Origin of the sequence: Enterobacter cancerogenus (assembly GCF_019047785.1) — a bacterium.
Lineage (GTDB): Bacteria > Pseudomonadota > Gammaproteobacteria > Enterobacterales > Enterobacteriaceae > Enterobacter > Enterobacter cancerogenus.
Map to the genome: position 1 here is coordinate 1,074,221 of NZ_CP077290.1, position 25,617 is coordinate 1,099,837.

Genomic DNA, 25,617 nt, shown 5'->3' on the forward strand with positions numbered 1-25,617 from the left:
TCAGCCGCGTCTTGCACGCTGGATATCGCGCACACGCTGTTTTTCCGCGCGCGCCATCAAATACCAGGCGATAAATCCGAAAATTCCGACCACCCCAAGGATGATGGAGGCCAGGGCGTTGATCTCCGGGTTCACTCCCATGCGTACGCTGGAGAAGACCAGCATCGGCAGCGTGGTAGCGCCAGGCCCCGAGACAAAGCTGGCGATGACCAGATCGTCCAAAGAGAGCGTGAACGCCAGCAGCCAGCCGGATATAACCGCCGGCATGATCATCGGCAGGGTGATGATGAAGAATACCTTCAGCGGCGTGGCACCCAGATCCATTGCCGCCTCTTCGATGGAGCGGTCCAGCTCCCGCAGCCGCGAGGAGATCACCACCGCCACGTAGGCCGTGCAGAAGGTGACGTGCGCCAGCCAGATGGTCAGCATCCCGCGATCTGCCGGCCAGCCGATGGCGTGCGCCAGGGCGACAAACAGCAGCAGCAGCGACAGCCCGGTAATAACATCCGGCATGACCAGCGGCGCGGTGATCATAAACGCAAAACCGTTCGCGCCGCGAAAACGCCCGAACCGCACCATCACCATCGCCGCGATCGTCCCGAGTATCGACGCCATCGTGGCCGCCAGCGCCGCGATGGTCAGGCTCAGCCCCACCGCGCTCATCATGGCATCATCGTGGAACAGCTCGCTGTACCAGCGCGTCGACCAGCCCGCCCACACCGTCACCAGCTTCGAGCTGTTAAAGGAATAGATCACCAGCATCAGCATGGGTGCATACAGGAAGGTGAAGCCAATCACCAGGATCAGGATCCGCCACGGGGAGCGCACTACCGGTAAGTTGTTCATCCGTGGTCTCCCATCTGTTTCTGCTGGTGCTTGTGGAACCACATGATCGGCACGATCAGCAGCAGCAACATCACGATCGCCACCGCCGAGGCCACCGGCCAGTCGCGGTTGTTAAAGAACTCCTGCCACAACACGCGGCCAATCATGATGCTGTCCGGGCCACCCAGCAGTTCCGGGATCACAAACTCCCCTACCGCCGGGATGAACACCAGCATCGACCCGGCAATAATGCCGCCTTTGGTCAGCGGGACGATCACGCTGAAAAAGGTCTTCAGCGGACGCGCGCCGAGATCCAGCGAGGCCTCCACAAGCGAATAGTCGATGCGCGTCAGGGCGGTATAGATCGGCAGCACCATAAACGGCAGATAGGCGTAAACGATCCCAATGTACACCGCGAGGTTGGTGTGCAGGATCGTCAGCGGCTGGTCGATGACGCCAAGCCACAGCAGAAAGTTATTGAGAATGCCGTTGTTTTTCAGGATACCCATCCACGCGTAGACGCGGATCAGGAACGAGGTCCACGACGGTAAAATCACCAGCAGCAGCAGGATATTGCGCGTCGAGGGTTTACTGTGCGCCACCGCCCACGCCAGCGGGTAACCCAGCAGCAGACAGCAGATCGTCGAGATCCATGCCACCTGCAGCGACTGCAAATAAGCCTCCACGTACAGCGGATCGTCGGTGAGCTGCAGGAAGTTCCCGAGGTTAAGGGTGAGCGTCAGCTGCCCGTCGGCCCAGTCCAGCAAGTTGGTGTACGGCGGGATCGCCCGCGCCATCTCCGCCAGGCTTATCTTAAAGACAATCAGGAACGGCAGCAGGAACAGCAGGATCAGCCAGACGTACGGCAGGGCAATCACCAGCTTGCGCCCGTGCGCCATCTGCATACGCGTCAGCCAGTGGCGAAAACCGCCCGGTTGTTTGACGCGGGCTGGAGGTTCAAGTGTACTCACGATCGCTCCTTATGCCGTTAACACGACGCAGCTGTCCGCATCCCAGCACAGGCGCACTTCGTCGCCCCAGGTCGGCTGGCCCTTGCGATAGCGGTGTTCGTTCTGCAGCTGGGCGCTGAGCATCTGCCCGCTTTGCAGACGCACATGGTAGATAGAGAGATCGCCCAGATAGGCGATATGCACCACCTCACCCACGGCAAAGTTATAGCCATCGGCTGGCGGCTCGTCACAGAGCATGATTTTTTCCGGGCGCAGGGCGACATACACCGGCACGTTATCCACCACCGAACTATCAGGATCAACCTTCAGCGGGTGAACCAGCCCCGGAGAGTCAATCACCAGCCCGTCGTCTTCGCGCGCCTTCAGCAGCCCTTCAAAGACATTCACCGAGCCGATGAATTCCGCGCTGTAGCGGGTGGTCGGGTGCTCGTAAATCTCCTCCGGCTCGCCGGTCTGCACGAATTTACCGCGATTCATGATCGCAATACGCCCGGCCATGGTCATCGCCTCTTCCTGGTCGTGGGTTACCATCACGCAGGTCACGCCGACGCGCTCAAGGATGTCCACCACCTCAAGCTGCATGCGGTCACGCAGCTTTTTATCCAGCGCCCCCATCGGCTCGTCGAGCAGTAGCAGCTTCGGGCGTTTCGCCAGGCTTCTTGCCAGCGCCACGCGTTGACGCTGGCCGCCGGAGAGCTGGTGCGGTTTACGTTTGGCGAACTCCTGCATGTGGACCAGGCTCAGCATCTCGGCCACGCGTTCGGTAATCTCCGCCTTCGGCAGTTTGTCCTGCTTCAGGCCAAAGGCGATGTTCTGCTCAACCGTCATGTGCGGGAACAGCGCGTAGGACTGGAACATCATATTGATCGGGCGCTGATACGGCGGCACGCGGGAGAGATCGACGCCGTCCAGCACGATCTGCCCGGCGGTCGGCTGTTCAAAACCGGCCAGCATGCGCAGCAACGTCGATTTACCGCAGCCGGACGGGCCAAGCAGGGCAAAAATTTCGCCTTTGTAGATCGTCAGGCTCACGTCGTCCACGGCGTGTTGCCCGTCGAAGGATTTGGTGAGATTACGGATTTCAAGAAGCGGGGTCAGCGCTTTACGGACTTTCGCCTGCGGGCGGGGGATCACATCATTCACGGGGTGTTCTCCGGCAAAGATCAAATCAGGGTGCAGGCGCACCAGAACGGTGCGCCTGTTGCCGGGGGCGCTTCGCTTGCCCGGCCTACGACAGCGGTTTATTTACCGCTTTTCACCTTGGTCCACGCACGGGTGCGCACGCGGTCAATTTTTGGGTCCTGCACTTTGAGGGTGAACAGCTTGGCAAAGACGTCCGCTGGCGGATAGATAGCCGGATTATTGCGGATCTCTTCGCTGACCATCGGGGTGGAAGCCTTGTTACCGTTGGCGTAATAGACATGGTCGCTGATGTGGGCGATCACCTCCGGACGCATCAGGTAGTTCAGGAACTGATACGCTTCGTCTTTGTTTTTCGCATCCGCAGGCATGGCGAAGACGTCGAAGAAGGCCAACGCCCCCTCTTTCGGAATGAAGTAAGAGACATTCACGCCGTTTTTCGCCTCTTTCGCGCGGTTTGCTGCCTGCCAGACGTCGCCCGCCCAGCCGATCGCCACACAGATATCGCCGTTGGCGAGGTCGTTAATGTACTGAGAGGAGTGGAAGTAGCGAATGTTCGGGCGCAGCTTCAGCAGCAGATCGGTGGCCGGGCCGGTGTAGTCATCGGCCTTGCTGCTGTTCGGATCTTTACCCAGATAGTTCAGCACGGTGGCGAAAATCTCTTCCGGCGCATCAAGGAAGGAGACGCCGCAGCTTTTCAGCTTCTCAAGGTTTTCCGGCTTGAGCACCACGTCCCAGCTGTCGAGCTTAACGTCTTTCCCCAGCACGGCTTTCACTTTATCGACGTTATAGCCGATGCCGGTGGTGGCCCACAGGTAAGGCATGGCGTATTTGTTGTCCGGGTCGTGTTTGGCGACCAGCTTCAATACTTCCGGATCGAGGTTTTTCCAGTTGGATAATTTGCTCTTATCCAGCGGCTGGAACACTCCTGCCGTCAACTGGCGCTCCAGGAAGCTGGCGGAAGGCACCACCAGGTCAAAACCGGTGCTTCCCGCCATCAGTTTACCTTCCAGCACTTCGTTGGAATCGAACACGTCATACACGACCTTAATGCCGGTCTCTTTTTCAAAGTTTGCGACGGTATCCGGCGCAATATAGTCCGACCAGTTATAAACGTGGAGCGTTTTTTGTTCCGCAGCGAGCGTGCCGGCAGAGACGGCCATCAGAGCACCCGCAACCAGACCCGATACCCATTTTTTATTCAAGGCGATCATATCGTTATTCCTTCTGAAAGCTCGTTAACACACGAACTAAAACTGTGCACTCTGACGATATGCAAGAATCATGCATACTTTGTCGCTCTGGCCGAAAAGGAATAAAAGATTTTTCCGGCAGGATCCGCTCGCTTTTGTAAGCATCGCAAGAATAACTGTAGCCCTTGTCCCGGGCTATAGCCCAGACGAAAAAACGCCTTTTATCAATTTTTTATGCAGAATATGTCTATGTGATAAGCCGAAATGGCCTTTGAGGAGGTGAAATAATCTTGAAAGGAGGGTTTAAGACAGCAGAAAAAATGGCGTTACGCAGCCGCCGTGGCAGCGACTGCGCCATGCTCAGACAGCGTTAGTGCAGAAAAGTGGGAGATGCATCATTATTCTCTGCATCATCTTCGGCGCTGTACAACAGGTGATGCGCGTTAGCTTCCATCATCACCATGGAAATCTGCTCTTCGCCCATGCGCATAAACCAGGCAAACTGCTTGAAGGATAACCCTGCCCCGGAGAATAAAGACTCGCACACCACCAGTTTCGGCAGATTATCATCCTGTATGTCGAGAAATGCTTTCACCGTCAAAGAACTGGCGTTGATGGCAGACAGATCGGACGCCAGCGCCAGCAGCGCAGAGGGTTTAACCTCGGCCAGCGCGGAGAAAAGAATGACGTCATTAATCAGATCGATCTTGGCATCAAAAATACCGTCGAAATTTTGCATGTGAGGCAGATGCAGCGCCTGGCAGGAGTCGCATTCAAAGAAGGTAATTCCGGCATCATCGAGCCATTGACGTAACGTATCCAGTGTTGGAACGACCTGTAAATCCATCGCTGTGCAGCCTCTTAAATAATAACTTCGCTTAGAGTACGCAAAAAGTGCGCGATAATCTATTTAACCGCCCGTTTTCAGGCAAAATCCCGGGGTCGCGTGGCGTTCAATCCAGGCGATCATTTTGCCCGCAATGTCCACGCCCGTGGTTTTTTCAACCCCTTCCAACCCCGGCGAGGCGTTGACCTCCATCACCAGCGGGCCGCGCGTGGCGCGCAGCAAATCGACACCCGCCACGTCCAGCCCCAGCGTCTGCGCCGCTTTTACCGCAATCACGCGCTCGCGTTCGCTGATCTCTGTGATACGCGCCACGCCGCCGCGGTGCAGATTCGAGCGGAAATCGCCCTCTTTGGCCTGACGCTCAATCGCTGCCACCACCTCATCGCCGACCACAAAGCAGCGAATATCGCGCCCTTTGGCCTCTTCGATATACTCCTGCACCAGGATATGGGCGTTGAGTCCGCGGAAGGCATCGATCACGCTTTCCGCCGCCTGGCGCGTTTCGGCCAGCACCACGCCAATGCCCTGCGTGCCTTCCACCAGCTTGATGACCAGCGGCGCGCCGCCCACCATGTCGATCAAATCGCTGGTGTCATCCGGTGAATGAGCGATGCCGGTAACGGGCAGGTCGATGCCCTGTCGGGCCAGGAGCTGCAGCGAGCGGAGCTTATCGCGGGCGCGCGAAATGGCGACGGACTCGTTTAGCGGATAGCTGCCGAGCATCTCAAACTGACGCAGCGCGGCGGTGCCGTAGTAGGTGATCTGAGAGCCGATGCGGGGGATCACCGCATCAAAATGCGGCAACCTGCGGCCTTTATAATGAATCGACGATGCCGCCGGATCGATGTTCATATAGCAGGACATCGGATCGAGGATTTCGATCTGATGCCCGCGCTTCGCCGCGGCTTCCCGCAGGCGTCTGCATGAATAGAGCGTTCCATCCCGGGACAATATGGCAATTTTCACCCTGCACCTCTCTAAAGACCTGGTAAAAGCCTGCGTATCATACACGCAGCGAGGCACAGGATGAATGGACTATCGCGTCGCCCAGCCCTGCTTGTGCAGATAATCGAGAATAAACGGGCGGTTCTCTTTGATGATGGTGCGACGGATATGGTCAGTCCAGGTATCGCGGCGGTTGTTGCTGTCGCGCGTCAGATAGTAGTTCGCCAGCTCCTCATCGTATTGATTCAGAACCTCCTGGTCGACCGGCTGGTAGTGGTTCTCATGCACCAGCATCGCTGCGGGGATACGCGGTTTGAGATCCGGGTTATCCGCAGGCCAGCCAAGGCACAGGCCAAACAGCGGCAGGACGTGTTTTGGCAGCTTTAACAGCTCGGTTACGCTTTCAATGTTGTTGCGCAGCCCGCCAATGTAAACCCCGCCCAGCCCCAGCGATTCCGCCGCCGTGAAGGCGTTTTGCGCCATCAGGGCAGTATCGACCACGCCCAGCAGCAGCTGTTCGGCGAGGCCCAGTTCCGCCTCAGGGCAAATTTGCAGGTGACGGTTAAAATCGGCGCAGAAGACCCAGAACTCCGCCGCCTGGGCTACGTGCTTCTGCCCGCCGGTCAGCGTCACCAGCGTTTCACGCATCGCCGGATCGGTAATGCGGATAATAGAGCTGCATTGCAGGAAGCTGGAGCTGGACGTTCCTCGCGCGCTGTCGATAATGGCTTCGCGCTGGGCCTCGGTAATAGGTTCATCCGTAAAGTGGCGAATGGAACGGTGGGAACGGAGCAGGTCAATCGTTGGCGTCATCGTGTCTCTCTTTGTCTTGCTTAAAACGTATCGCAGCCAGTATAGGCAATGATCCGCGCGCTGTAATTGGCGAAACATAGCTCGAAGGTATTAAAGCGACAGGTGAAACCTTCTTTCCATGACGGCAGGTTATCGTGCACTATACGTCGTATTCGCCGTCAGGCTTGTTTTTTGAGGAGAGAGAAATGTTTGCAGTGATTTTTGGTCGTCCAGGATGCCCTTACTGCGTGCGCGCAAAAGAACTGGCTGAGAAACTGACCGCAGAGCGGGATGACTTCAACTTCCGCTACGTGGACATCCACGCGGAAGGGATCAGCAAAGCCGACCTGGAAAAAACCGTGGGTAAACCGGTTGAAACCGTACCGCAGATTTTCCTCGACCAGCAACACATTGGCGGCTTCACCGATTTTGAAGCCTACGCCAAAGAAAACCTGGGCCTGTTTGCTGCTCAGTAAGCGTAAAACGCCCTCATTATGAGGGCGTTATTGTTTGTGCCGCCGCTGCAAAAGGCTGCTGATACATAAATAGCATAGCGCCCCCAGCGCGCACCAGAACACGCCGCTTAACAGCCACGCCAGCTCCTGCCAGATGGTTCTGGAAGAGGTCAATACCAGCCGCATCAACAGCAGGCACAGCGGTGCCGCCAGTATGGCTCCCAGCAAAGGCTTAAACACTTCGCCCCCGCGAGAGAGAAAGCTGGCCGCCGCGCCCGGCAGAATGAAAAAGAGCAAACCCAGCTCAGGATGGCCGGATGCACGAAACGCCCCTTTTACATTAAACGCTAACGACAGGCAGACAACGGTAAACAGCAAAAAACAGCTGATCGCGCCCACCCAGTTTCGCCTTAAATTCAAACTATCCTCCTGATGTTTCTCTATCAAATACACCTTCGTCCTGTGGACGCCCAGTCAGATAAAGCATTGCGGCAATCCTTGCCAAAGCTCGCACAGCGTTGTGCGATAATGAGTAGCCGTCGTTAGCTAATACGACTAAACTACCCACCTGCTAGTGTTTTTGGGAATTAAGAAAGAAACAGGAAATGCTGAAACGCTGCCCTGTCATCCAAAACAGTAGCCCAAAAAACCACTTCATTCAACAACTTACTGGTAAACAAGAAGTTAGCCTCCGTGAATATAAACGTCGCAGACTTGTTAAATGGGAATTACATCCTGTTATTATTTGTGGTACTGGCATTGGGCCTTTGCCTGGGAAAATTACGCCTCGGGTCGGTTCAACTTGGTAATTCCATTGGCGTTTTAGTCGTCTCTTTATTATTAGGTCAGCAGCATTTCAGCATTAACACGGACGCCCTCAACTTAGGCTTTATGTTGTTTATTTTTTGTGTGGGTGTTGAAGCGGGTCCCAACTTTTTTTCAATTTTCTTCCGCGACGGCAAAAATTACCTGATGCTGGCGCTGGTGATGGTTGGCAGCGCGCTGCTGATTGCGTTAGGCCTGGGTAAGCTGTTTGGCTGGGACATTGGCCTGACGGCGGGTATGCTTGCCGGCTCGATGACCTCCACCCCGGTTCTGGTGGGTGCGGGTGATACCCTGCGCCACTCGGGGATGGCCGGAGCGCAGCTGTCCACCGCGCTCGACCATCTGAGCCTTGGCTATGCCCTGACCTACCTGATTGGGCTGGTGAGCCTGATCGTCGGCGCGCGTTATCTCCCTAAACTCCAGCATCAGGATCTGCAGACCAGCGCCCAGCAGATTGCCCGCGAGCGCGGTCTGGATACCGATTCCAAACGCAAAGTTTACCTGCCGGTGATCCGCGCCTACCGCGTAGGGCCAGAGCTGGTAGCCTGGGCCGACGGTAAAAACCTGCGCGAGCTGGGCATTTACCGCCAGACGGGCTGCTATATCGAACGTATTCGCCGCAACGGTATTCTGGCGAACCCGGACGGCGACGCGGTGCTGCAGATGGGCGATGACATCGCGCTGGTCGGTTATCCGGATGCCCATGCGCGCCTCGACCCGAGCTTCCGTAACGGCAAAGAGGTCTTTGACCGCGACCTGCTGGACATGCGTATCGTCACCGAAGAGATTGTGGTCAAAAACCACAACGCCGTTGGTCGCCGCCTGGCTCAGCTGAAGCTGACCGACCACGGCTGCTTCCTGAACCGCGTGATCCGCAGCCAGATTGAGATGCCTATCGACGATAACGTGGTGCTCAACAAAGGTGACGTGTTACAGGTGAGCGGCGACGCGCGCCGCGTGAAAACCGTTGCAGACCGTATCGGCTTTATCTCCATTCACAGCCAGGTCACCGACCTGCTAGCCTTCTGCGCCTTCTTTATCGTGGGCCTGATGATCGGGATGATCACCTTCCAGTTCAGCAACTTTAGCTTTGGCATCGGTAACGCCGCCGGGTTGCTGTTCGCCGGGATCATGCTGGGCTTCCTGCGTGCCAACCATCCGACCTTCGGCTATATCCCGCAGGGTGCGCTAAACATGGTGAAAGAGTTCGGGCTGATGGTCTTTATGGCCGGTGTTGGCCTGAGCGCGGGCAGCGGCATTGGCAACAGCCTGGGCGCCGTCGGCTGGCAAATGCTGGTGTCCGGCCTGATTGTCAGCCTGGTGCCGGTGGTGATCTGCTTCCTGTTTGGTGCCTACGTGCTGCGCATGAACCGCGCCCTGCTCTTCGGCGCCATGATGGGCGCACGTACCTGCGCGCCTGCGATGGAAATCATCAGCGATACCGCGCGCAGCAATATCCCGGCACTGGGGTACGCAGGCACCTATGCGATCGCTAACGTCCTGCTGACGCTGGCGGGTACGCTTATCATCATCATCTGGCCGGGACTCGGATAACTCTCAAGTTTGCGCAAGGACGAAAATATTTTCGTGATGCGCAGAACTTTTAAGAAAGGGGGCAGTCATAACTATTGCCACTGCTTTTCTTTGATGTCCCCAATTTGTGGAGCCCATCAACCCCGCCGTTTTGGTTCAAGGTTGATGGGTTTTTTGTTGCCTTTTTTATGCATGAAAATCAAACATTATAAATACATCAGAATTGCCATTGGCGGCTTAATGGCAGCACAATTTACTCCTGGGCTTTTTATTTAAGTCTGTCTGTTATCTAAATAATCACACATGCAAGCCTCCGGTCAGGGCTACTCCTGGCATCGAGCGTTTTTATATCTGGCTTACCTCTTCCCTTCCCCCGCCCAAATATATATGCTTAACCATATATGTTTCACCCAACCTCCAGGACTTCCAATGCAACACCCCGTCCACCTTTTCAAGGCTCTTTCAGACCAAACGCGGCTGTCCATCGTGATGCTTTTGCGTGAGGCGGACGAGCTGTGCGTCTGCGATCTTTGCGCGGTGACCGGTGAGTCGCAGCCTAAAATTTCCCGTCATATGGCGTTGCTGCGCGAGTCCCGGCTGGTGCTCGATCGCAAGGACGGCAAGTGGGTCTATTACCGATTGTCACCCGCCATTCCGGCGTGGGCGGCCGCCATTATCGACAGCAGCTGGAACTGCCTGAGAGAGGAGACCCGCCTGAAGCTCAAAAACAGGGCGGGCTCGTGTTGAGCAGAACTCACACATTCACTAAAACATATATAACGGAGTAAACGATGTTGCTGGCAGGGGCTATTTTTCTCTTCACGCTGGTTCTGGTTATCTGGCAACCCAGAGGGCTAAGTATCGGGTGGAGCGCCACGCTGGGTGCCGTGCTGGCGCTGGTAAGCGGGGTCGTTCACATTAACGACATTCCGGTGGTCTGGAATATCGTGTGGAACGCGACAGCGACCTTTATCGCCGTCATTATCATCAGCCTTCTTCTGGATGAGTCCGGCTTTTTTGAGTGGGCGGCGCTGCACATCGCCCGCTGGGGTAATGGCCGGGGACGGCTGCTTTTTACCTATATCGTTCTGCTGGGCGCGGCGGTGGCGGCGCTGTTCGCCAACGACGGCGCTGCGCTGATATTAACGCCTATCGTCATCGCGATGCTGCTGGCGCTGGGCTTCAGCAAACAGGCCACCCTCGCCTTTGTGATGGCGGCGGGGTTTATTGCCGACACCGCAAGCCTGCCGTTAATTGTCTCAAACCTGGTTAACATCGTCTCGGCAGATTTCTTCACGCTGGGCTTCAGCGAATACGCTTCGGTCATGGTCCCGGTGAATATCGCGGCCATCGCCGCCACGCTGGTGATGCTGCACCTGTTCTTTCGCAAAGAGATCCCGCCGACCTACGAGCTGGCGAAACTTCGCCAGCCCGCCCTTGCCATCCACGATGTCGCCACCTTCAGAACAGGCTGGGTCGTGCTGCTTCTGCTGCTGATCGGCTTCTTTGTGCTTGAGCCGCTCGGCATTCCCGTCAGCGCCATTGCGGCGTCGGGCGCGTTGATTTTATTTGCCGTGGCGAAACGCGGACAGGCGATCAATACCGGCAAAGTGCTCCGCGGGGCACCGTGGCAAATCGTCGTCTTCTCGCTGGGAATGTATCTGGTGGTTTATGGTCTGCGCAATGCCGGGCTGACGGACTCCTTATCCGGCGTGTTGTCTATGCTGGGCCAGCATGGACTCTGGGCCACCGCGTTGGGCACCGGCTTTATTACCGCCTTCATGTCTTCGGTGATGAACAATATGCCGACGGTGCTGATTGGCGCCCTGTCGATTGAGGGCAGCACCGCGTCCGGGGTGATCAAAGAAGCGATGATTTATGCCAACGTGATTGGCTGCGATTTGGGTCCCAAAATCACACCGATCGGCAGCCTGGCGACGCTGCTCTGGCTGCACGTGCTGGCGCAGAAAAATATGTCGATCGCCTGGGGCTATTATTTCCGAACGGGCATCATCATGACCGTGCCCGTATTGTTCGTGACGCTCGCTGCGCTGGCGTTACGACTCTCTTTTACACTGCAATGAGTAACCGATATGAGCCACATCACCCTCTACCATAACCCGGACTGCGGCACCTCGCGCAATACTCTCGAGATGATCCGCAACAGCGGGAATGAACCCGAGATCGTCTTGTATCTCGACACGCCGCCGTCGCGCGAAACGCTGTGTAAGCTGATCGCGGACATGGGCATCTCGGTACGGGATTTACTGCGCACGAACGTCGATCCCTATGCGCAACTCGGGCTTGCCGATGGGCAGTTCAGCGACGAACAGCTGATTGATTTCATGCTGCAATACCCGATCCTCATCAACCGCCCGATTGTCGTGACCCCGCTGGGGACGCGCCTGTGCCGCCCTTCTGAACGCGTGCTGGATATTTTACCCGATCCGCAGCGCGCGGCGTTTACCAAAGAGGACGGCGAAGCGGTCGTCGACGCGTCGGGAAACAAAATTCGCGGGAAATAGTCCCGACAGGCCCTGCCGTTTAGCGCAGGGCCGTGCGGCTCCCCTCGCCTGCAATTCTCCCCACCATCGTGCGGATCTCCTCCCGCGTTAACGGTACTCTGTCGGTAACGTAGTGCAGCGTCATCCCCTCGATAAACGCATCCAGCGCGCGGGCCGTCGCCGGATCAAACCACTGTTCAAGCGTGGTCTGGCTCATTTTCATCCAGTCCTGCATCACGGTTTTCAGCGCCGCGCTACGGTTCATAAAGGCGTACAGCTGGTACATCAGCGCCATGTTGTGCGGCGTGGTCACTTCCGAACTGTGGATTAAGGTTGTGATGGACTCGCACGCCATCTCCGGCCCGCTGACCCCGGCAAAGTAATCCCGATACTGCTGCGACATCTTCCGCGTAAACCACGTAAACGCCTCCTCCAGCAGCGGCTCCTTGCCGTCGAAATAGTAGGTCATCGACCCCAGCGGCACGCCTGCGCAGCTGGCGATTTTACGGTGCGTGACGGCGTGGATCCCGTGCTCGGCAATGGTATCCAGGGTCGCCTGGAGGATTTTCTCGCGGCGATGAGGATCGTTGGGGGGTCTGCTCATAAATACCTCATGTAGTTTATGTACAAATGTACACAAACTTGCTAGTGTTGTCGCTATTGTTGTACTTCTGGTGCTAACCCAATGACGCTGACCTCCCCTCGTAAAGCCCTGCAGCTACGCATGTGGGCGCTGTTTATGTTCTTCTTTATTCCCGGGCTGCTGATGGCCTCTTGGGCGACACGTACGCCCGCTATCCGCGACATCTTATCCGTCTCAACCGCGGAGATGGGCATCGTACTGTTCGGTCTGTCGATTGGTTCCATGAGCGGTATTCTGTGCTCCGCCTGGCTGGTGAAGCGCTTTGGCACGCGGGCGGTGATCCGCACCACCATGTGCTGCGCGGTGCTGGGCATGGTGGTCCTGAGCGTGGCGCTGTGGTTTGCTTCTCCGCTGATGTTTGCGCTGGGGTTGACGGTCTTTGGCGGCAGCTTCGGCGCGGCGGAAGTGGCGATCAACGTCGAGGGGGCAGCCGTTGAGCGCGAAGTGAACAAAACGGTGCTGCCGATGATGCACGGCTTTTACAGCCTCGGCACGCTGGCGGGCGCGGGCGTTGGCATGGCGCTGACGGCGTTTGGCATTGCGGCGAATCTGCATATTTTGCTGGCGGCGCTGGTATGCATTATCCCCATTTTGACCGGCATCCGGGCCATACCCGACGGTACGGGCAAGAACTCGACCGGGGAGCAAAAATCTGCGGCGAAAGGGCTGCCGTTCTATCGCGATATTCAGCTCATGCTCATCGGCGTGGTGGTGCTGGCCATGGCCTTCGCCGAAGGCTCCGCCAACGACTGGCTGCCGCTGCTGATGGTTGACGGTCACGGCTTCAGCCCCACCTCCGGCTCGCTGATTTATGCCGGATTTACGCTCGGCATGACGGTCGGGCGCTTTACCGGCGGCTGGTTTATCGACCGTTACAGCCGCGTGGCGGTGGTTTGCGCCAGCGCCCTGCTGGGCGGGTTAGGCATTGCGATGATCATCTTTGTGGATGTCGACTGGATTGCCGGTGTCTCGGTTATCCTCTGGGGCCTGGGCGCCTCGCTCGGCTTCCCGCTGACCATTTCTGCCGCCAGCGATACCGGCCCGGACGCGCCAACGCGGGTCAGCGTGGTGGCGACAACCGGCTATCTTGCCTTCCTGGTCGGGCCGCCGCTGCTCGGCTTCCTGGGTGAGCACTACGGGTTGCGCAGCGCGATGCTGGTGGTGTTAGGGTTGGTGATTATTGCCGCACTGGTGGCGCGTGCGGTCGCAAAACCGGAAGCAGAACAGACACTGGAGAATGGATATGAGCGTTAAGCTGATTGCAGTAGACATGGATGGAACCTTCCTGAGCGATGCCAAAACCTATAACCGGCCGCGTTTTCTGGCGCAGTATGCGCGTATGAAAGCTCAGGGCATCCGCTTTGCGGTGGCCAGCGGGAATCAATACTACCAGCTGATCTCCTTTTTCCCGGAGATCGCCCATGAGATTGCCTTTGTGGCCGAGAACGGCGGCTGGGTCGTCTGCGCCGGGGAAGATGTCTTCAACGGCGAACTGTCGAAAGAACACTTTGATACCGTCGCCGCCGTGCTTAACGACGTCGTGGGGATTGAGATTATCGCCTGCGGAAAAAGCAGCGCCTATACGCTAAAAGAGTATGACGACGCCTTCCACGACATCGCGGCGAAATACTATCACCGTCTGGAGAAGGTCAGCCATTTTGGCAACCTGAACGATATCTTCTTCAAGTTCGGGCTTAACGTCTCCGATGACGAGATCCCGCGCATTCAGGCCCTGCTGCATGAAAAGCTCAACGACATTATGGTGCCGGTGACCACCGGCCACGGCAGTATCGACCTGATTATCCCGGGCGTGCACAAGGCGAATGGTTTGCGGATCCTGCAACAGCGCTGGGGCATTGAGGACAGCGAAGTGCTGGCCTTTGGTGACAGCGGCAACGATGTGGAAATGCTGCGCCAGTCGGGCTACAGCTTTGCAATGGCCAATGCCGGACCGCACATCAAGGCCGTCGCCCGCTACGAAGCCCCGAACAACAACGAAGAAGGCGTGCTGGATATCATTGAAAAAGCGTTGAACGGGGAAGCGCCGTTTAACTGAGTTGAGGCCCTCTCCTGCACGGAGAGGGCAATTCGCTTACGGCTGTAACGCGCTGCCGACGCGTTTATCTTTCAGGAATACCACCATCAGCCCCACCCACAGCAGACCGTTCGCGAGGTTGAACAGGCTGAACAGCCCATTGCCGCCGAAAGCGTAGGCGTGCTTGCTCACTTCAATTCCCACGGTGAAGATCAGCATCTGCAACATGCCCATTGCGGCGGACACCGTGCCTTTACTCATCTCGCTGGCAAACAGCGTCAGACGCACCAGACCGGCGTTCGCCAGGCCAATCCCGAAGGCATAAATGCTCAGCCCCGCCGTCATCCACAGGTAGGCATGGGAGGACGCAACCGTTGCAACCGCCGCCACGATCAGCCCTGCCGCAATCGGCCAGCCGCCCATAACGATCAGCGACCGCACGGTGCGGCGCGCGGTCAGGCGGGCCAGCACCAGGTTACCCATAATCAGCGCGCCAAAAATCGGCACCTGCAACAGGCCATACTCGTAGCTGCTGAGCTGCTCGCCGCTGATGATAATGACCGGTGACTGGGCAATCCACGCCAGCAGCGGCAGGCTAACAAAGCCCGTCGCCAGCGCACCCGCCACAAAGCGAACGTTCTTGAGAACCAGTTTGTAATCCCGGCCCAGCTCTTTCAGGGAGAGCTTCTCCCCCAGGCGCGTAGCGGTTTCGGGCATGGCGCGGTGCAGGCCAAAGAAGGAGATGGCGGCAAGCAAGGCGAAAAGCACAAACATGCCTTCCCACGGTGCAACGTGTACCCACGCCGCCCCCACCAGCGGCCCGAGCAGCGGCGCAATCAGCGCGACGTTAGCCATCAGCGCCGTAATTTTGATACAGACCGCCTCTTCAAACGATTCCTGAATGGCGGCATAGCCCACCGCGCCGATAAAGCACAGGCTCACCCCCTGCAGGAAGCGCAGCAGGGTAAATTGCTCGATGTTTTGCGCGAGCAGCGTGGCGAGGCAGGTCACGATAAACCACACCACGCCGGTCAACATCACCGGACGGCGGCCAATACGATCCGACAGCGGCCCCAGCAGCCACTGCAAAAACATGCCGCCAGCCAGATAGGCGGTCATGGAGGTCGGCACCCATTCAATACCTGCGTTGTACTGTTCGACAACGGCGAGCATCCCGGGCTGGATCATATCGTTGCCAATATAGGTAGAGAATTCGTAGAGCACCAGACACAGAGGGAAAAGTAACGCCTGACGACCCAGACGGTTACCGGAAGAAGAACGGTTTAACATGCCATCTCTTTATAAAGAAAAAATCGCGATGAGTGTAATGAATTGCCGCAGCCTGAGATAGTAAATAATCGAGACGAAACAGAAATAAAGCACGTATCGTTGTCGTTTAAGGTTTCCTTAAGTTGCCCCCTTTAAGATAGCCTTTTTTCCCGTTAATGACCTTGACTATGGCACACGGCGTCAGCCCTTCAGAATTATCTAACTTACAGACAGATAAGACTAAATCCCTTTACCGATTACCGGTACGCTTTTATGGTTATCAGCTTTTCGTGCTGTTAATCCTCGCGGTGCTGTTTATCTGGCTGTCTCGCGATGAAACGCTCGACAAATGGATCACCGGCTTTTGGTATGACGCGGCGACACACGGTTTTCCGCTACAGCAAAATCACCTGCTGGATCTGCTCAACCACAGGCTGGCGAAATACATTGCGATTGCGGCTGGCGCGCTGGCGCTGATTATCGGGGCCTGGCGACGCAATACCCGGCTGGTCACTGCCGCCCTGCTGATGGGGCTGGGTGCGCTGGTGGTCGGTGCGCTGAAAAGCATAAGCCACCACAGCTGCCCGTGGGACCTGGTGGAGTACGGCGGAAAAGCGCTTTCGTACCCGCTGTTTAGCGCGGTGCCTGAGGGCAGCGGCCCCGGGCGCTGTTTCCCCGGCGGGCATGCATCGAGCGGCTTTATGCTGATGGGGCTGTTTTTTGCCTTCTGGCGCGAACGTCCGCGACTGGCCTGGGCCTGTGTCGCACTGGGCGTGATTGCCGGGCTGGCGATGGGCTACGGGCAGGTTATGCGCGGCGCGCATTTTTTCTCTCACAACCTGTGGGCCGGGTGGTGGGTTTGGTTTTCTCAGGTGGCCGTCTACGGGCTGGTTTCTACCTGGTTTGCAAAAGAGTGACGAGGGTATGTTAGAAAATCTAAATTACAGTCTGTTCTATCTGATTAACGCCACCCCCGCTTCCCCGGCGTGGATGATCGATTTTGCCACCTTTATCGCGCGCGATGTGATAAGCATAGTGCCCGCGCTGGCCGTTATTCTGTGGCTGTGGGGGCCGCGCAAGCAGGTCGATGCGCAGCGCCAGCTGGTGATCAAAGTGGCGATGGCTATCGGCGTCAGCGTGGTGACAAGCTATTTGCTCGGCCACGCCTTCCCGCACGACCGTCCGTTTGTCGACCACGTCGGCTATAACTTCCTGCATCACGCCCCGGACGACTCCTTCCCGAGCGACCACGGCACGGTGATCTTCACCTTTGCGCTGGCGTTCCTGTTCTGGCATCGCCTGTGGTCCGGTGCGCTGCTGATGGCCATGGCGCTCGCTATCGCCTGGTCTCGCGTCTATCTTGGCGTTCACTGGCCGCTGGATATGGTCGGCGGGTTCCTGGTCGGGCTGATTGGCTGCGTCAGCGCGGCTATTCTCTGGAGTCTCTTTGGTCCGGCGCTGCATCGCGGGCTGTCTGGGGTGTACCGCACCCTCTTCGCGCTGCCGATCCGTAAAGGCTGGATACGTGACTAACCCCGCGCTGACAGGTTACACTTGAACCCCCGCCCTGCGGGGGTTCACTTTTTCAGCCCGAGGATCTATGGAAACACGCCGCGATGACCGCATAGCCCAGCTGCTACAGGCGCTGAAGCGCAGTGATAAGCTGCATCTCAAAGAGGCCGCCACGCTGCTTGGCGTTTCAGAGATGACCATTCGTCGTGACCTGAACAGCAACAGCGCGCCCGTGGTGCTGCTGGGCGGGTACATTGTCCTGGAACCCCGCAGCGCCAGCCACTATCTGATAAGCGATCAAAAAACGCGTCTGGTTGAAGAGAAACGCCGGGCCGCACGGCTTGCCGCCTCCCTGGTCCAGCCGCATCAAACCCTGTTTTTTGACTGTGGCACCACCACGCCGTGGATCATCGAAGCCATCGACAGCGCCATCCCCTTCACGGCAGTCTGTTATTCCCTGAACACCTTTCTGGCGTTACAGGAGAAACCCGAGTGCCGGGTTATCCTCTGCGGCGGCGAGTTCCATGCCAGCAACGCCATCTTCAAGCCGCTTAACCTGCACGACACGCTGAGTAATGTATGCCCGGATATCGCGTTTTATTCCGCGGCGGGCGTCAATGTGCGCCAGGGGGCGACCTGCTTTAACCTGGAGGAACTGCCGGTGAAGCACTGGGCGCTCAATGCAGCGCAGTACCACGTGCTGGTGGTGGATCACAGTAAATTTGGCAAGGTGCGCCCGGCGAGAATGGGCGAGCTGGCACAGTTTGACGCCATCGTCAGCGACTGCCGCCCGGATGATGACATCGTGGCCTGCGCGAAAACGCAGCAGGTGAAGTTGATGTATTGAGGTTTTACCGGGTGCGTGCTTTCCCCCTCTCCCTGTGGGAGAGGGTTGGGGTCAGGCCATCAGGCCGCAACGCACTCTGGTTCGCCGGGGGGCGGCTTCGCCTTACCCGGCCTGGGTTCGAGCCGATGCAGGCCGGGTTAACGCAACGCCACCCGGCAAACACTTAGCTAAACCAGCTGCCAAACCATCCGTGGAATTTCATTAATACAAAGTCCCACATCCGGCTGAAGAAGCCGCCCTCTTCGACCGCCTCCATGACGATCAGCGGACGCTGCTCAATGGATTTACCGTTCAGCTGGAAATCAATCGTCCCGACAACCTGGCCCTTTTTAAGCGGCGCGGTCAGCTGCGGATCGGTCAGGGTATAGCTGGCTTTCAGGTTTTTCAACTGACCGCGAGGAATGGTCACCGAACCCGCTTCGCCCGCGCCAAGATTCACTTCGCGCTTATCGCCAAACCAGACGCGCTGGCTGATGAACGTCGCATCCGGCTTGATTGGCGTGACGGTTTCGAAGAAGCGGAAGCCCCAGGTCAGCAGTTTTTCCGATTCGTTAAAGCGAATGCGGTCGGTTTTGGTGCCAAGCACGACTGAAATCAGGCGCATATCGCCCTGTGTGGCGGATGCCACCAGGTTATAACCCGCACCTGCCGTCGTCCCGGTCTTCATGCCGTCGACGTTCACGTTGCTGCTCCACAGCAGACGGTTACGGTTCGGCTGGCGGATCTTATTGAAGGTAAACTCTTTCTCTTTGTGGATGGCGTACTCTTCCGGCACGTCGTGGATCAGTGCTTTGCCCAGCAGCGCCATATCACGCGCGGTACTGAACTGCCCCGGCGCGTCCAGACCGTGAACGGTCTTGAAGGTGGTGTTGGTCAGACCCAGCCTTTGCGCATAGCCATTCATCAGGCCGATAAAGGAGTCCTGGCTGCCCGCCACGTAATCCGCCAGCGCTATACAGGCATCGTTACCTGACTGGATAATCACCCCTTTGTTCAGGTCGGAAACCGATACCCGATCGCCCGGTTTCAGGAACATCACCGATGAACCGCGCAGCGCCGGGTTACCGGTTGCCCACGCGTCTTTCCCGACGGTCACCATGTCATCGAGCTTAATTTTTCCGGCCTTCAGCGCCTGACCCACCACATAGCTGGTCATCAGTTTGGTCAGGCTGGCAGGATCCAGTTTTTCGTCGGCGTTCCCTTCCGCCAGCACTTTACCACTGGCGTAATCCATTAAGATCCAGGCACGCGCATCAACCGGAGGCGCTTCGGGCGCCGCCTGTTCCGCCGCATAGAGCGTGGGTGCAAAAAGGAAAAGAAGCGCAGAGCCCGCCGCCAGGCTGCGCAGAGAAGAAGTTTTTAGCGTCATAAATGCCACCCGAGTGTCCATTCTAAAAATTACGTCACATCACCGTGTCGCAACAAGCGATGAGTAATAGCGCACTACAACTGTTAAGGAAACCTCAACCAGGTAAAGTTTTTAAAGTTTATGCAATACCCGACGGATACGCTTCGATTCACGGGATTTTTTTCTCTTCTGTTGCGTAATTGTTAGGTTTATCTCACCATGGCGACTCTCAGGTTTGACTATTTGGGGAATAACAATGATTACGCTGTGGGGCAGGAACAACTCGACCAACGTGAAGAAAGTTCTGTGGACGCTGGAAGAGCTGGATTTACCGTTTGAGCAGGTGATGGCAGGTTTACAGTTTGGGGTGAATAAAGAGGCCGAGTATCTCGCCATGAACCCGAATGGCCTGGTGCCGTTGCTGCGCGACGAAGAGACCGGCGTCACGCTCTGGGAGTCGAATACTATCGTGCGGTATCTGGCCGCCCAGTACGGCCAGAGCCGTCTGTGGATTGAAAACCCCGCCAGCCGTGCGCAGGGAGAAAAATGGATGGACTGGGCGAACCAGACGCTCTCCCCGACCCACCGCGTGATCCTGATGGGCCTTGTGCGCACGCCAGAACCCGAGCGCGATTATCCTGCCATTCACGCCGCGCAGGATGCCTGCGAAGGGCTGTTCGCCATGATGGACGAGGAGCTTTCTCAACACGCCTGGTTCTCCGGCGATGCCTTTGGCACAGGCGACATTGCCGTTGCGCCGTTCGTCTGGAACCTGACCAACCTGGGGCTTAAATGGACGCCGCGCCCGCACCTTGAGCGCTGGCTCGCGCAGCTCAGCGAGCGCCCGGCGTACCGTAAAACCGTGATGATCCCGGTAAGCTGATCACCCGCCGGACGGGCTGACTTTCAGCAGTTGCCCGTCCGTCTCGTCGGTCAGGACGTACAGATAACCATCCGGCCCGACGCGCACGTCGCGAATACGCTGATCTCTGTCCCCCAGGATCTGTCCCTCTTCCGTCACCTTGTTGCCATCAACGTTCAGCACGATAACGTCTTTCTCTTTCAGCGCCCCGATGAACAGCCTGTTTTTCCACTGCGGGAAAACGTCGCTGTTATTGAACGCCATGCCGCTTACCGCGGGGGAGACTTTCCAGACGAACAGCGGTTTTTCCGTGCCTTCGACGTGCTCGCCTTTGGCCTCCGGGATCTTCAGGCCGCTATAGTTAATACCGTGCGTAGCCAGCGGCCAGCCGTAGTTTTTGCCTTTTTCCGGGATATTAATCTCATCTCCGCCGCGTGGGCCGTGCTCATTAAGCCACAGCGTGTCGCTCCACGGGTTCATCGCCATGCCCTGCGGGTTGCGAATGCCATAGGACCAGATTTCAGGCCGTGCGCCGGCGGTGTTCACAAAGGGGTTATCAGGCGGGACTTTACCCTCTTCGGTCAGGCGAACCACTTTGCCCTGCAGTTTGTCGAGATCCTGCGCCGTTGCGCGCTGGTTGTTCTCGCCAAGGCCGATGAATAAATAACCTTTACCGTCAAACACCAGTCGGCCACCAAAATGGTTACCAGTGGAGAGTTTCGGCATCTGGCGGAAGACCACCTGGAAGGCTTCAATGCGCGAAAGATCGTCGCTCAACCTGCCGTAGCCCACCGCCGTGCCCGCTTTTCCGTCCTGACCCGCTTCGGCGTAGCTCAGCCACACCCGGCGCGATGTGTCAAAATCCGGGGCCAGCACTACATCCAGCAGTCCCCCCTGACCGTTCGCCCATACCTTTGGCACACCGACGATGGGATCGGATAACCCCTTCCCGGCCTGCCAGTGCTTAAGCTGGCCCCCCTTCAGGGTGACAAGCAGGCCTTTGTTGTCGGGCAGAAAGGCCATCGACCAGGGGTGATCGAGTCGGTTTTGCAGCACCTCAACCTTAACCGCACTGGGCGCAGCCAGGAGCGAGACGGGGAAAAATAACGCAGGGAGAAAAATCAGCGAGGATCGATGCATAACGCGCTCCTTTATCAGCATATGGCATAAAGATTAGCCACAACGCCCGGGCGCGTTACCACTTTAACAAAAGCTTAATCAGAAGGGGGAGTTGCCTCCCCCGGGGCTTAGTGCTGTTCGAGCTTCGCGTGCTCGTTCAGACACATAATGCATAGCGAGATCGTAGTCAGGCAGTTTTCGAGCTTCTCTGCGTTAACGGCGATAAACGTTGGGCAGTCATGACGTCCGGTCATCAGGCATACCCCTGCTGCGGTGAGCATTTCGGCGGCACGACGCAGGGCAATCAGTTCGCTCTCGTCGTACTCCATTTTCAGGATCGGGGCTTTTTCACGCATGAAATTGCACAGTTCAAACAGATTATCACGCAGATGTTCGCTTTCGCTGACTGACATATAGCCTTTCGCTTTTCTTAACTGCAGATAGGCGGCAAGGTCGATGCGGGCATTGATCAGCTTGTTCAGCAGATCGCGCTTCAGTCTGTCAACGGACATGCTTTTTCCTCCTCTGTCAGCCATGTTGCATAATGAGCATAAGGTTATTTTTTGTACAATGTAATGTATGAGATCAATAAATCGTAACTGATTAACATTCTTTACAATGTAACAACGTTCGGGAGCGTCATCTGCCCCGCAAAGAGTGTATAAATCGCCCGCGATACGCTGTAAAATCCCGCCCTGATAACTCCATAATTGATGAATTTTTAACCTATGAGCAATGTTACGCACCCGCCGAAGATTGGCTTCGTCTCCCTCGGCTGCCCGAAAAACCTGGTGGATTCTGAACGCATCCTGACCGAACTTCGTACCGAAGGCTATGACGTGGTGCCAAGCTACGACAACGCTGACATGGTGATTGTGAATACCTGCGGTTTTATCGATAGCGCGGTTCAGGAGTCGCTCGAAGCCATTGGTGAAGCGCTGACGGAAAACGGTAAAGTGATTGTGACCGGCTGCCTGGGTGCCAAAGTGGATCAAATCCGCGAAGTGCACCCGAAGGTTCTTGAGATCACCGGTCCGCACAGCTACGAGCAGGTGCTGGAACATGTGCACCACTATGTGCCAAAACCAAAGCACAATCCGTTCCTGAGCCTGGTGCCGGAACAGGGCGTGAAGCTGACCCCACGCCACTATGCCTACCTGAAGATTTCTGAAGGCTGCAACCACCGCTGCACCTTCTGCATCATTCCGTCCATGCGTGGCGATCTGGTGAGCCGTCCGATTGGCGAGGTGCTGGCCGAAGCTAAACGTCTGGCCGATGCTGGCGTGAAAGAGCTGCTGGTGATTTCGCAGGACACCTCCGCCTATGGCGTTGACGTCAAGCACCGTTCAGGCTTCCACAACGGCGAACCGGTGAAAACCAGCATGGTCGGCCTGTGTGAACAGCTCGCGAAACTGGGTATCTGGACGCGTCTGCACTACGTCTACCCGTATCCGCACGTTGACGATGTGATCCCACTGATGGCGGAAGGCAAAATTCTGCCGTACCTGGATATTCCGCTGCAGCATGCCAGCCCGCGCATTCTGAAGCTGATGAAACGCCCTGGCTCCGTTGACCGCCAGCTGGCGCGCATCAAGCAGTGGCGTGAGATCTGCCCGGACCTGACCCTGCGTTCGACCTTTATCGTTGGCTTCCCGGGCGAAACCGAAGAAGATTTCCAGATGCTGCTCGACTTCCTGAAAGAAGCCCGTCTGGATCGCGTAGGCTGCTTCAAATACAGCCCGGTGGACGGCGCGACCGCTAACGAACTGGCAGATCAGGTGCCGGAAGAGGTAAAAGAGGAGCGCTGGAACCGTTTCATGCAGCTGCAACAGCAGATCTCCGCCGAACGTCTGCAGGAGAAAGTGGGCCGTGAAGTGCTGGTCATTATCGATGAGGTGGACGAAGAAGGCGCCATTGGCCGCAGCATGGCGGACGCCCCTGAAATCGACGGCGCGGTCTACCTGAACGGCGAAACCAACGTGAAACCGGGTGATATCATTCGCGTGAAAGTAGAAAACGCCGACGAGTATGACCTGTGGGGAAGCCGGGTGTAATTTCTGCCCTTACCCTGCCCCTCTCCCACCGGGAGAGGGGATCACAATCCCTCTCGAATTACCCTTTCACTTTCGGATCCAGCGCGTCGCGCAGTCCATCCCCTAACAGATTAAACGCCAGCACGGTCAGGAAGATCGCCAGACTCGGGAAGATGGCGACGTGGGGGGCAATCACCATATCCGCCCTGGCTTCGTTGAGCATCGCGCCCCACTCCGGCGTGGGCGGCTGCGCGCCCAGCCCCAGAAACGACAGGCTGGCCGCCGAAATAATCGACAACCCGATACGCATCGTGAAATAGACCACGATAGACGACACCGTGCCCGGCAGAATATGGCTGAACAGGATCGTGGCATCGCTGGCCCCCATGCTGCGCGCCGACTCGATAAAGGTCTGCTGCTTAATCACCAGCGTATTGCCGCGTACCAGGCGTGCAAAGGCCGGGATGGAAAACACGGCCACCGCAATGATCACGTTCGCCATGCCGCTGCCCATAATGGCGACCACCGCAATAGCCAACAGAATGCCCGGGAAGGCAAACAGCACGTCGCACACGCGCATGATGATGCGATCCCACCAGCCTTCGTAATACCCGGCAACCAGGCCTAATACCGTTCCGATAACCGCGCCAATCAGCACGGCAAACACCCCGGCGGTGAGCGAAATCTGCGCTCCGACCAGCACGCGGCTAAAAATATCGCGCCCCAAGGAATCAACGCCAAACCAGTGCATCATCGACGGCCCGTCGTTCAGGCGGTCGTAATCAAAATAGTTTTCCGCATCAAAGGGGGCGATCCACGGGGCGAGGATCGCCACCGCGATCAGCAGCAGCACGAACAGCCCCGCCGCCATCGCCACGGGCTGACGGCGAAAACGCCGCCAGAATTCGAACCACGGGGTGCGGATATGGTCCGGTTTCACCCCCGGCATCGCGTTTAAAATGGCCTGACGTCGCCAGTTCAACAATCGCATCTTATTTGTACCTGATGGCCGGATTAATGGCGGCGTAAAGCACATCCACCACTAAGTTGATAAGAATAAACTCCAGCGAGAAAAGCAGCACTTCCGCCTGAATCACCGGGTAATCGCGCATGTCGACCGAGTCGACCAGCAGACGCCCCAGCCCCGGCCAGTTAAACACCTTCTCCACCACGATAGAGCCGCCCAGCAGGAAGCCAAACTGCAGCCCCATCATCGTCACCACCGGGATCATCGCATTACGTAAGCCGTGTTTAAGAATGACCCACTTCTCACTCACCCCTTTCGCCCGCGCAGTGCGGATGTAATCCTCGCTCAGCACCTCAACAAACGAGGCGCGGGTAAAGCGCGCCATCACCGCCGCCACGGCAGCGCCCAGGGTCAGGGAGGGCAGAATATAGTGCTTCCAGGTATCGGCCCCGACGGTCGGGAGCCAGCCCAGCTCTACGGAGAAAATCTGCATCAGCAGCATGCCGAGCGCAAAAGCCGGGAAGGAGATCCCCGTCACGGCCAGCGCCATGCCGAGCTTATCCGGCCAGCGGTTGCGCCACACGGCGGCGACAATCCCGGCCCCCAGGCCGAACAGCACCGCCCAGCCCATGCTGGCAAGGGTCAGCCAGAACGTCGGCATGAAGCGGCTGGCAATCTCTTCCGACACCGGGCGGCGCGAGACCATCGAGGTACCAAAATCACCCTGCAGCACGTTCGCCATGTAGTGCAGGAACTGTTTATACAGCGGCTGATCGAGGCCCAGCTGTTTGCGCACCAGGTCAATCACCGTCGCATCGGCTTCTGGCCCTGCAATCAGCCGCGCCGGATCGCCCGGCAGCAGATGGACAAACAGGAACACCAGCACCGCCACGATGAACAGGGTCGGGATAAGCCCCAGCAGCCGTTTACACACATAATTCAACATGGGTTA

General features: G+C 57.4%; 27 protein-coding genes. 12 read left to right on the forward strand and 15 right to left on the reverse strand.

Translation table 11 applies throughout. From position 1 onward, the window contains the following. From potI to nfsA, 7 genes are all read right to left on the reverse strand, one after another. Positions 1-846 (reverse strand): putrescine ABC transporter permease PotI, encoded by an 846-nt coding sequence (potI, locus tag I6L58_RS05020; RefSeq protein WP_088207599.1) that lies wholly within the window; start codon positions 844-846, stop codon positions 1-3. Next, positions 843-1,796: a putrescine ABC transporter permease PotH gene (gene potH / locus I6L58_RS05025; RefSeq protein ID WP_088207600.1), complete on the reverse strand. Its 954-nt coding sequence runs from the start codon at positions 1,794-1,796 to the stop codon at positions 843-845. The genes potI and potH overlap by 4 nt, the downstream gene beginning before the upstream one ends. 9 nt (positions 1,797-1,805) lie before the next feature. Next, entirely contained in the window at positions 1,806-2,939 is a 1,134-nt protein-coding gene (potG, locus tag I6L58_RS05030) for a putrescine ABC transporter ATP-binding subunit PotG (protein WP_058610382.1), read from the reverse strand. A gap of 98 nt (positions 2,940-3,037) precedes the next feature. After that, on the reverse strand, positions 3,038-4,150 hold the full coding sequence (gene potF / locus I6L58_RS05035; RefSeq protein ID WP_006174301.1) for a spermidine/putrescine ABC transporter substrate-binding protein PotF: 1,113 nt from the start codon (positions 4,148-4,150) through the stop codon (positions 3,038-3,040). Positions 4,151-4,499: 349 nt separating this feature from the next. Further along, positions 4,500-4,976, reverse strand: a complete 477-nt coding sequence (locus I6L58_RS05040; protein WP_006174300.1) for a YbjN domain-containing protein — start codon at positions 4,974-4,976, stop codon at positions 4,500-4,502. A 63-nt stretch (positions 4,977-5,039) separates the two neighbouring features. Continuing rightward, positions 5,040-5,942: a 30S ribosomal protein S6--L-glutamate ligase gene (rimK, locus tag I6L58_RS05045; RefSeq protein WP_088207601.1), complete on the reverse strand. Its 903-nt coding sequence runs from the start codon at positions 5,940-5,942 to the stop codon at positions 5,040-5,042. 69 nt (positions 5,943-6,011) lie between these two features. Next, a complete protein-coding gene (nfsA, locus tag I6L58_RS05050) occupies positions 6,012-6,734 on the reverse strand; it encodes a nitroreductase NfsA (RefSeq protein WP_042319399.1) in 723 nt (240 codons plus the stop codon). 185 nt (positions 6,735-6,919) lie between these two features. Between nfsA and I6L58_RS05055 the strand changes: the two genes are divergently transcribed. Further along, positions 6,920-7,189, forward strand: a complete 270-nt coding sequence (locus tag I6L58_RS05055) for a GrxA family glutaredoxin (RefSeq protein WP_042319398.1) — start codon at positions 6,920-6,922, stop codon at positions 7,187-7,189. A 27-nt stretch (positions 7,190-7,216) separates the two neighbouring features. Here the strand turns inward: I6L58_RS05055 and I6L58_RS05060 are convergent, their stop codons facing one another. Continuing rightward, positions 7,217-7,588 carry an inner membrane protein YbjM gene (locus I6L58_RS05060; RefSeq protein ID WP_042319396.1) on the reverse strand — a complete coding sequence of 124 codons (372 nt, stop codon included), beginning with the start codon at positions 7,586-7,588 and terminating at the stop codon, positions 7,217-7,219. Between the two features lie 273 nt (positions 7,589-7,861). Between I6L58_RS05060 and I6L58_RS05065 the strand changes: the two genes are divergently transcribed. The 4 genes from I6L58_RS05065 to arsC all read left to right on the forward strand — a co-directional run bounded on the left by I6L58_RS05065 (position 7,862) and on the right by arsC (position 12,051). Then, positions 7,862-9,547, forward strand: a complete 1,686-nt coding sequence (locus I6L58_RS05065; RefSeq protein ID WP_006174289.1) for an aspartate:alanine antiporter — start codon at positions 7,862-7,864, stop codon at positions 9,545-9,547. 408 nt (positions 9,548-9,955) lie between these two features. After that, on the forward strand, positions 9,956-10,273 hold the full coding sequence (locus tag I6L58_RS05070; RefSeq protein WP_088207602.1) for a metalloregulator ArsR/SmtB family transcription factor: 318 nt from the start codon (positions 9,956-9,958) through the stop codon (positions 10,271-10,273). Positions 10,274-10,317: 44 nt separating this feature from the next. After that, positions 10,318-11,610 (forward strand): arsenic transporter, encoded by a 1,293-nt coding sequence (locus I6L58_RS05075; RefSeq protein WP_088207603.1) that lies wholly within the window; start codon positions 10,318-10,320, stop codon positions 11,608-11,610. A gap of 9 nt (positions 11,611-11,619) precedes the next feature. Next, on the forward strand, positions 11,620-12,051 hold the full coding sequence (gene arsC, locus I6L58_RS05080; protein WP_088207604.1) for a glutaredoxin-dependent arsenate reductase: 432 nt from the start codon (positions 11,620-11,622) through the stop codon (positions 12,049-12,051). 19 nt (positions 12,052-12,070) lie between these two features. On the opposite strand, the gene I6L58_RS05085 is transcribed toward arsC, so the two are convergent. Continuing rightward, positions 12,071-12,634 (reverse strand): TetR/AcrR family transcriptional regulator, encoded by a 564-nt coding sequence (locus tag I6L58_RS05085; protein ID WP_088207605.1) that lies wholly within the window; start codon positions 12,632-12,634, stop codon positions 12,071-12,073. An 81-nt stretch (positions 12,635-12,715) separates the two neighbouring features. Between I6L58_RS05085 and I6L58_RS05090 the strand changes: the two genes are divergently transcribed. Further along, on the forward strand, positions 12,716-13,927 hold the full coding sequence (locus I6L58_RS05090) for an MFS transporter (protein WP_088207606.1): 1,212 nt from the start codon (positions 12,716-12,718) through the stop codon (positions 13,925-13,927). Continuing rightward, complete coding sequence (locus tag I6L58_RS05095; RefSeq protein WP_042319388.1) at positions 13,917-14,729, forward strand: Cof-type HAD-IIB family hydrolase; 813 nt, start codon at positions 13,917-13,919, stop codon at positions 14,727-14,729. Before I6L58_RS05090 ends, I6L58_RS05095 begins: the two co-directional genes overlap by 11 nt. Before the next feature lie 36 nt (positions 14,730-14,765). On the opposite strand, the gene I6L58_RS05100 is transcribed toward I6L58_RS05095, so the two are convergent. Then, positions 14,766-15,998, reverse strand: a complete 1,233-nt coding sequence (locus I6L58_RS05100; protein ID WP_088207607.1) for an MFS transporter — start codon at positions 15,996-15,998, stop codon at positions 14,766-14,768. 167 nt (positions 15,999-16,165) lie between these two features. On the opposite strand from I6L58_RS05100, the gene I6L58_RS05105 reads away from it, so the two are divergent. The 3 genes from I6L58_RS05105 to deoR all read left to right on the forward strand — a co-directional run bounded on the left by I6L58_RS05105 (position 16,166) and on the right by deoR (position 18,336). Next, entirely contained in the window at positions 16,166-16,894 is a 729-nt protein-coding gene (locus I6L58_RS05105) for a phosphatase PAP2 family protein (protein ID WP_088207608.1), read from the forward strand. Positions 16,895-16,901: 7 nt separating this feature from the next. Then, positions 16,902-17,510, forward strand: coding sequence for an undecaprenyl-diphosphate phosphatase (gene ybjG, locus I6L58_RS05110; RefSeq protein ID WP_058610371.1), 609 nt, complete (start codon positions 16,902-16,904; stop codon positions 17,508-17,510). A gap of 67 nt (positions 17,511-17,577) precedes the next feature. Next, entirely contained in the window at positions 17,578-18,336 is a 759-nt protein-coding gene (gene deoR, locus I6L58_RS05115) for a DNA-binding transcriptional repressor DeoR (RefSeq protein ID WP_088207609.1), read from the forward strand. Positions 18,337-18,499: 163 nt separating this feature from the next. Here deoR and dacC read toward each other — a convergent pair whose 3' ends face one another. Then, the gene (dacC, locus tag I6L58_RS05120) at positions 18,500-19,705 is read right to left on the reverse strand and encodes a serine-type D-Ala-D-Ala carboxypeptidase (RefSeq protein ID WP_088207910.1); all 1,206 of its coding nucleotides are present in this window, start codon (positions 19,703-19,705) and stop codon (positions 18,500-18,502) included. Between the two features lie 235 nt (positions 19,706-19,940). On the opposite strand from dacC, the gene I6L58_RS05125 reads away from it, so the two are divergent. Further along, positions 19,941-20,567 (forward strand): glutathione S-transferase family protein, encoded by a 627-nt coding sequence (locus I6L58_RS05125; protein ID WP_088207610.1) that lies wholly within the window; start codon positions 19,941-19,943, stop codon positions 20,565-20,567. On the opposite strand, the gene I6L58_RS05130 is transcribed toward I6L58_RS05125, so the two are convergent. Together I6L58_RS05130 and bssR are read right to left on the reverse strand one after the other, a co-directional pair. Further along, on the reverse strand, positions 20,568-21,686 hold the full coding sequence (locus I6L58_RS05130) for a PQQ-dependent sugar dehydrogenase (protein ID WP_088207611.1): 1,119 nt from the start codon (positions 21,684-21,686) through the stop codon (positions 20,568-20,570). It abuts the gene before it with no gap. Between the two features lie 107 nt (positions 21,687-21,793). Further along, on the reverse strand, positions 21,794-22,177 hold the full coding sequence (gene bssR, locus I6L58_RS05135; RefSeq protein WP_042319373.1) for a biofilm formation regulator BssR: 384 nt from the start codon (positions 22,175-22,177) through the stop codon (positions 21,794-21,796). 216 nt (positions 22,178-22,393) lie between these two features. On the opposite strand from bssR, the gene rimO reads away from it, so the two are divergent. Next, positions 22,394-23,719 carry a 30S ribosomal protein S12 methylthiotransferase RimO gene (rimO, locus tag I6L58_RS05140; protein WP_058610375.1) on the forward strand — a complete coding sequence of 442 codons (1,326 nt, stop codon included), beginning with the start codon at positions 22,394-22,396 and terminating at the stop codon, positions 23,717-23,719. A 58-nt stretch (positions 23,720-23,777) separates the two neighbouring features. Here rimO and gsiD read toward each other — a convergent pair whose 3' ends face one another. Together gsiD and gsiC are read right to left on the reverse strand one after the other, a co-directional pair. Further along, a complete protein-coding gene (gene gsiD, locus I6L58_RS05145) occupies positions 23,778-24,689 on the reverse strand; it encodes a glutathione ABC transporter permease GsiD (RefSeq protein WP_058610376.1) in 912 nt (303 codons plus the stop codon). 1 nt (position 24,690) lies between these two features. After that, positions 24,691-25,611, reverse strand: coding sequence for a glutathione ABC transporter permease GsiC (gene gsiC / locus I6L58_RS05150; RefSeq protein ID WP_006174252.1), 921 nt, complete (start codon positions 25,609-25,611; stop codon positions 24,691-24,693). Positions 25,612-25,617: the final 6 nt, after the last annotated feature.